This is a genomic window from Streptomyces sp. NPDC001781, assembly GCF_053596035.1.
On the sequence record NZ_JBSFFI010000033.1, the window covers coordinates 62,453 to 70,087 of the forward strand.

Annotated in this window: 2 protein-coding genes; both read right to left on the minus strand. The window is 74.6% G+C overall.

Annotated features, from left to right (window positions below; genetic code table 11):
• Positions 1–12 precede the first annotated feature (12 nt).
• On the minus strand, positions 13–3,144 hold the full coding sequence (locus ACWCV3_RS24990) for a condensation domain-containing protein (RefSeq protein ID WP_451228255.1): 3,132 nt from the start codon (positions 3,142–3,144) through the stop codon (positions 13–15).
• A gap of 54 nt (positions 3,145–3,198) precedes the next feature.
• On the minus strand, positions 3,199–7,635 hold a 4,437-nt coding region (locus ACWCV3_RS24995), incomplete at its 5' end, for a type I polyketide synthase (RefSeq protein ID WP_451228258.1).

The following is a 7,635-nucleotide window of genomic DNA, read 5'->3' on the forward strand; positions in this document are numbered from 1 at the left end:
CCGCTTCGCGGGTCATCCGCGCAGCTTCGCGGCGAGCGCTGCGGGGGTCGGGTGCTCGAAGATCTCTTTCAGTTCGAGGGACGTGCCGGTCAGCTCCTGGATCCGGTCGGCGAGGACCGCTGCGGCCAGCGAATGGCCCCCGGACTCGAAGAAGTGGGTGCGCGCCGTGACCTCGGTGTCGGGCAGGACGCCGCGCCACAGCTCGATCAGGCGGGCGCACAGCGGGTCGTCGTCGGCCGGGTCCTGGACGGGGGCCTCACCGAGCGCCTTCTCGGCCAGCCGTTCCAGAGCGGCCTGGTCAGGACGGCTGTCCACGGCTCGGGGCAGGGCGTCGACGAGGACGATCCGCCGGGGGACGGCCGCCGCGAGCCGCTCCGCGAGATCGGTCTCGGTGTGCTCGGTGTGCTCGACGACGGCGATGATCTCCTGGCTGTCGCCGGGTCCCGCGACGGCCAGGGCGGCGACCGCCGTCACCCCCGCGTGGTCCGACAGCACCGCCTCGATCTCGTCGAGGTCGACGGGGCCGTCCGGGGTGGCCGTGCGGCGGGCGGTCCGGCCGAGTAGTTCGAGAGTGCCGTCGGGGCGTCGGCGGGCCTGTGTTCCGGTGCGCACGTATGCCTCGCCCGCGACGCCGGTACCGATCAGGCGCAGTTCGCCGCGCACGCCGACCGGCAGTTCACGCCCGTCCGGGGCGGTGACCAGGGCACGCGTACGGGTGATGGGGGCCAGCCGAGGTACGTGATCGCCCTCATCGACGGGCCCCGACAGGACCCGGCCGGTGGCGCCCTCGACGCCGTCGACGCCGTGCACTCGGCAGCCGGCCGCCAGCAGCCGCCCCGCAGTGGCGCGAGCGATCTCACCGGCGTGCACGAGAGCCGTCAGCCCCGGCAGGCGGTCCCCGAGATCCTCCAGCACACGGGCCGGGGTACCGGAGGGGACGACCACCACGGACACGCGGTGCCGGTCGACTGCCGCGCACAGGTCGGCGCCGCCGGTGCGGGCCCCCTCGGGGGCGAGCACGAGGGCTGCGCCCGCACTCAGCGCCAGGCTCAGATCGAGAACCGCGCCGAGGGTGGCGGGCCGGGCGAGGGAGAGCAGCCCCGTTCCGGGGGCCACTCCGAGTTCGGCGGCGAAGTGGCCTGCGCTGTCGGCTAACCCGGAGTGACTCAGCAGCGTGGGAACCGGCTGTCCGTCGTCTCCGCAGGTGTGGATCAGGCAGGCGGGGGTGGTTGGGGCGAGGAGGGCGGGGGCGGCGCTGGGTGTGGCGGAACCGGCGGGCGTGGCCGGGACAACCGAAGCGGCGTTCCCGGACGCGGCCTGAGCGACCGAAGCGGCCTCCCCCGGCGCGGCGGATGCGGATGCGGCCGATGCCGTCAGGTCCACCGGAACAGCGCCCCCGCGCGCCGGGGCGGGCTCCATCGCCAGGACGACCGGCAGGTCGAGGCCGGCCAGGTCGCCCGGGAGGAAGCGGGTCAGGTGGACGTCGGTCAGGTCGGTGCGTGCGCCGGTCAGGACTGCTGCGGGCTCGGCGTGTTCGATCTGCCGGGCCAGCCAGGTGGGGTCGTGGTCGGGGTCGAGGGGGAGGAGGACGGCGCCTGTGCGCCATATCGCCAGGGCTGCGGCTGCCTGTTCCGTGGGGGAGACGGCGGTGGCCACCACGTCGCCGGGCTGGACTCCCGCGTCCACCAGTAGCGCGTGGATCTTGTCGGCCTGCTCGCGTACGTCCTGGTAGGTGAGGGTGTCGCCGTCCTCGGACACGGCCGTCGCCTGGGGTGTGCTCGCCGCGTGCTGCGCGAATGCCTCGGGGACCGTGGGGTGGGGCGGGCGGGTGGCTGTGTCGTTGGCCCGGTCTACGGTCAGGCGGTCGAGGGGGCTCCAGCCGGCCGTCTCGCGCAGGGGGCGTTCGGGGGCCTCGGCTGCGGCGACCAAGAGGGCGTCGAAGCGGTGCAGGAGTGCTTCCATGTCGGTGCGGGAGAAGATCTCGCGGGAGTAGCGGAAGAGGAGTTCGCCGTCGGACGGGCGGGCCACGAGTTCGAGGTCGTACTTGCTGTGCGGGCTCTCGATCGGCAGTAGGCGAGCGGGGAGGCCCGCCACGGTCAGCTCACCGACGGCCATCTCGGGCAGGAAGTTGAAGAGGTGCCGGAACAGCGGGCGCTGCCAGGACTGCTCGACGCCGCTCACCACGCCGACCAGGTCGTCCACCGAGGTGGGGTGCGCGAGGGCGCCGAGGAAGGTGTCCCGGGCCTTGCGCACCAGGGGCGTGAAGCCCTCCGCGAAGTCCACCGTCAACCGCAGCGGGACGACGTTGGCGTGGTTGCCGATGGCGTTGCCGTGCGCGCCCCGGATGTCGACCGGGGAGCCGACGACGAGGTCGGGTCCGGCGCCGTGGGCGGCGAGCAGCGCGGCGTACCCGGCCAGGAGGATCGCGGCGATGGGCGCGCGGGCGGTGCGCTGGAGTTGGCGCACGGCCTGCTGGGCCTCCGGTGAGAGGACGTGGCTCGCGCTGTCGCCGGTCATGGCGGGCCGGCTGCCGCGCGGCAGCCCGCACCACAGGTCCAGCTCGCCGGGGGTGAAACCGCTGAGGGCCTCGCGCCAGTAGGCAAGGTCGGCGGGCCTCGGACCGGTCTCGGTCAGGGCCGCGCCGGCCGGCGCCGGGGGCACGGGCCGGCCGGTCGCGACGGCGTCGTAGGCCGCCAGGAACGCCTGGAGGAACACGGCTGCCGACGTCATGTCGAAGACGAGGTGGTGGACGACGACGCACAGGACGTCGCCGTCCGGGTGCTCGGCCGTCCCGATGCGGGCCAGCGGCCGTCCGTCGAACCGGAACGGCCGGCTGACGAATGCCGCGAGCGCCTGCTCAAGGCGGTCGCCGGACACGTCGAGCGCCTCGATCGCGACGTCCGCCTCGCCGGCCGGGCGGACCTGCTTGAGCAGGTCCGCGCCGGACTCGACGAAGACGGTGCGCAGTGCCTCGTACTGCCCGAGCACGATGGCCATGGCGGCCCGCAGGGCGTCCGGCCGCAGCCGGCCGCCGACCTGGAGGGCGACGCCTATGTTGTTGGCCGCCGTGTCCGGAGCCAGCTTGTCCACCATCCACATGGATCTCTCTTTGGCGGTGGCCGTGGTGCTCGTTTCGGAGGTCATGGCGCTCAATTCACCCTATCAATCGAATTCAGCGGGATTCGCTGGAGGGGTCCCCTAGAAATCCTCAGCGCCCGGATCGGCATCCGCGAGAGAAGCCGGGAGAATTCCGGAGAGGAAATCGGCCAACGCCACCGGCGAATAGTAATCATAGGCAAAGCTCTCCGGCGGATGCACGCCCAGCTGGCGAATCAAAGCCGCCCGCAATTGAACAGCTGTCATCGACGTCATTCCCAGCTCGAAGACGTCCGCGTCGGGCCGGATCCGGTCGGCCGTCTCGTAGCCGAGGAGGACGGCGAACTGCTCGCACAGCAGGTCGACGAGCAGGGCGCCCCGTTCTTCCGACGGCAGGTCCAGCAGCTGTCCCAGCCAGCCCAGGAGGTCGGCCGGCGCCTCGCCACCCGACGGCTCCTCCTCGCGCTCGCGGCGCCGCCACTTGGTCAGGCCCGCCAGCACCGCGCCCAGGGGCATGTCCTCGCGCAGCGGCTCGTTCAGGCCGAGCACGGAGGCCAGGGCGGTCAGGTCGCCGCCCTCCACCGCGCTCCAGAAACGGTCCTCGCCCGGGGTGACGGCCGCAGTCTGCGTCGTCGGACGGGGCGGGGCCGGCCAGAACCGCTCGCGCTGGAAAGCGTAGGTGGGCAGATCGACGTGCCGTCCGTCGCCCAGGACCGAGGTCCAGTCGACCGCCGCGCCACGGACGTGGGCTGCGGCCAGCGCCGCCGTGACGGCGCCGAGTCCCGTTCCGTCACTGCGCAGCGTCGGGACGACGGCGGCACCGGAGGCCAGGGCGCGGCCGAGGCGGGCGGGGCCGGCCTCGACGCAGAGCCGGTAGCCGCCTGCGGAAAGGGCCTCGGCGAGTTCGGCCACCGGCGTGACCGGCTGCGGCGGGCGGCTCCAGTGGGCCGCCCCCATCGCCGTGCCGTCGAGCCATGCCGCGTCGCGGCCGGAGAAGACCGGCGTGTCTCGCGGCCTCGGCTCGATCCCGGTCAGGTCGGGGGCGTCTGACCGGGAGGTGAGCACCGCGACCTTCGCCGCGTCGGCCAGCGACAGCACCCCGGCCACCTGGGCGGCGGCGATCTCGCCCACGCCGTGTCCGGCGACGGCGGCGGGGCGCACGCCCGCCGAGCGCCACAGCGCGGCGAGCGACACCATCACCGCCCACTGGACGGGGCCGCGCACCTCGGGGCCGTCCGACGCTCCGGCGCGCACCGTCTCGTTCAGCTTCCAGTCCGTGAACGGGGCGAGGGCCATGGCGCATTCGGCCATCGAGGCGGCGAACACCGGGGACTCGTCGAGGAGTCGGGCGGCCGAGGCGAGCCAGTCGGGGGCGTCAGCCTCCTCACCGGGGAAGAAGAACAGCGCCTTGCTCTCCCCCTTCGCCGAGCCGATGAGCACGTTCTTGTCCGGCACGCCCGCCGCCGCCAGGGACAGCCCGACGAGCAGGGAGTCCCGGTCCTCGCCGAGCACGACGGCCCGGTGGTCGAAGGCCGTGCGCGTGGTGGCCAGCGAGCGGCCGATGTCGGCCGGGTCCAGATCCGGGCGGTCGGTGAGGAACTCACGCAGCCGCGCGGCCTGCGCCCGCAGCGCCTCGCCGGTGCGCCCGGCCAGCACCCACGGCACCACGGCGGGCGCGGGAGCCTCGGAGTCGGAGGACGGTTCGGGTGCCGGTGCCTCCTCAAGGACGACGTGGGCGTTGGTGCCGCTGATGCCGAACGAGGAGACGCCCGCCCTGCGGGGCCGCTCGCCGGGCTGCCACGGCCGGGCCTCGGTGAGGAGCCGTACCTGGCCCTCGGCCCAGTCGATGTGCGGGGACGGCTCGCCGACGTGCAGCGTCGCGGGCAGCAGGCCGTGTTGGAGGGCGAGCACCATCTTGATGACGCCCGCCGCGCCCGCAGCGGCCTGGGTGTGGCCGATGTTGGACTTCACCGTGCCCAGCCACGCCGGCCGGTCCTCGGGCCGGTCCTGGCCGTAGGTCGCGAGCAGCGCCTGCGCCTCGATCGGGTCGCCCAGCGTCGTCCCGGTGCCGTGCGCCTCGACGGCGTCGACCTCGTCGGCCCGCAGCCCGGCGTTGGCCAGCGCGGCGCGGATGACTCGCTGCTGGGAGGGGCCGTTGGGCGCGGTCATGCCGTTGGACGCGCCGTCCTGGTTGATCGCCGAGCCGCGCAGCACCGCCAGCACGTGGTGCCCGTTGCGCCGCGCGTCGGAGAGCCGCTCGACGACGAGGAGTCCCGCGCCCTCGGCGAAGCCGGTGCCGTCCGCGTCCGCCGCGAACGCCTTGCAGCGGCCGTCCGGAGCGAGGCCGCGCTGGCGGGAGAACTCGACGAAGGTGCCCGGCGTCGCCATGACCGTCACACCGCCGGCGACGGCGAGCGAGCACTCGCCGGACCTGATCGCCTGCGCGGCCAGGTGCAGGGCCACCAGCGCGGAGGAGCAGGCGGTGTCGATCGTCATCGTCGGCCCCTCCAGTCCGAGGGTGTAGGCCACCCGGCCGGACAGGATGCTGGTGGCGATGCCGGTCATCAGGTGGCCCTCGGCCTCCGAGTCGGGGTCCGCGAGGACGCTCAGCTCATAGCCCGAGGTGTAGCCGCCCATGAAGACGCCGGTGCGGCTGCCGCGCAGGGATGCCGGGTCGATGCCGGACCGCTCGAACGCCTCCCAGGACAGTTCGAGGAGCAGCCGCTGCTGCGGGTCCATCGCCAACGCTTCCTTGGGGCTGATCCCGAAGAAGGCGGCGTCGAAGGCGCTGGCGTCGTCGAGGAATCCACCGGCCCGGGTGTAGGAGGTGCCCAGGTGCTCGGCGTCCGGGTCGTAGAGGCCGTCCAGGTCCCAGCCTCGGTCGGCGGGGAACTCGGTGACCGCGTCCTGCCCTTCGGCGAGCAGCCGCCACAGGTCCTCGGGGCCGTCCACGCCGCCGGGGAAGCGGCAGCTCAGGCCCACGATCGCGATCGGCTCGTCGGCGGCCGAGACGGCGGCGGGCTGCGCGGGGGCGGCGCTCGTGCCGGTGCCGCGGCTCAGCTTGTCGCTCAGGTACGCGGCGAGCGCGATCGGGTTCGGGTAGTCGAAGACGAGGGTGGCCGGCAGCCGCAGCCCGGTGGCCGTGCCGAGCCGGTTGCGCAGCTGGACGGCCGTCAGCGAGTCGAAGCCCAGGTCGTTGAAGGCCCGGCCGGGCTCCACGGCGTCCCCGGACGTGTGCCCCAGCACAGCGGCAACCTGGGCGCGCACCAGGTCGAGCAGCATCTCGTCCGCGTCCGCAGGGGGCAGCGCGGCGAGTTGCCTGCGCAGCGAGTCCGCGCCCGGACTTCCGGACGCGGCGCCGCGCCGGACGGGGGCGCCGCTCAGCGTCCGCCACAGCGCCGGGACGTCGCCGCTGCGGGCGGCCTTCGCGCGCAGGTCTGCCAGGTCCATCCGGACCGGGACGAGTACCGCCTCGTCGCGGGCCACCGACGCGTCGAACAGGGCCAGGCCCTCGGCCGCGCTGAGCGCGCCGACGCGGCTCATCCGGGAGCGGGCGGCCTCGGTGAGCTGCCCGGTCAGCGCGCTGGTGTCGGCCCACAGGCCCCAGGCCAGCGAGGTTCCCGGCAGGCCGGAAGCCCGGCGTTCGACGGCCAGCGCGTCCAGGAACGCGTTCGCCGCCACGTAGTTGCCCTGCCCGGCGACGCCGAAGGTGGCCGCCGCCGAGGAGAACAGGACGAAGTGGTCCAGATCGAGGTCACGGGTCAGCTCGTGCAGGTGCCAGGCCGCGTCGGCCTTGGGCCGCATGACGGTGTCCAGCCGCTCCGGGGTGAGCGCGGCGATCACGCCGTCGTCCAGCACACCGGCCGCGTGGATCACCGACCTCAGCGGACGCTCGGCGGGGATCGCCGCCAGCACCGAGGCCAGCGCGTCACGGTCCGCCGCGTCACAGGCCACGATGTCGACGGCCGCGCCGAGCCCGGCGAGTTCGGCGGCCAGCGCGGGGACGTCGGCGGCGGCCGGGCCGGAGCGGCTGGTGAGGACCACGCCGTCGGCGCGACCGGTGGTCACCAGGTGCCGGGCGACCAGTCCGCCGAGCGTGCCGGTGCCGCCGGTGACCAGCACCGAAGGGGCGACGCGCGGGCCGTCGGGGTGTTCAACTGACGCCCCGGCGACAGACGCACGCTTCAGCCGGCGCCCGTAGGCGGCCTCGCCGCGCAGGGCGAGTTCGGGCTCGCCGCTGTCCAGAACGGACGGCAGCAGCGCGGCGGACCGGTCGTCGGCGCCGTCGGGCAGGTCGACCAGGACGATCCGGTCCGGGTTCTCCGCCTGCGCCGAGCACCACAGGCCCCGGGCGGCGGCAGCGGCCAGGTCCGTGACGCGCTCGCCGGGCGATGCGGCGACCCCGCCACGGGTGACGACCACCAGCCGGGCCGGCTCCAGCCGCTCCTCGGCCAGCCAGTCCTGCGCCAGCGCCAGCGCCTCGCCGGTGGCGTGCCGGGCGGCGCGCGCGGCGTCGCCGTCGGCCGCGTCGGGCTCCCC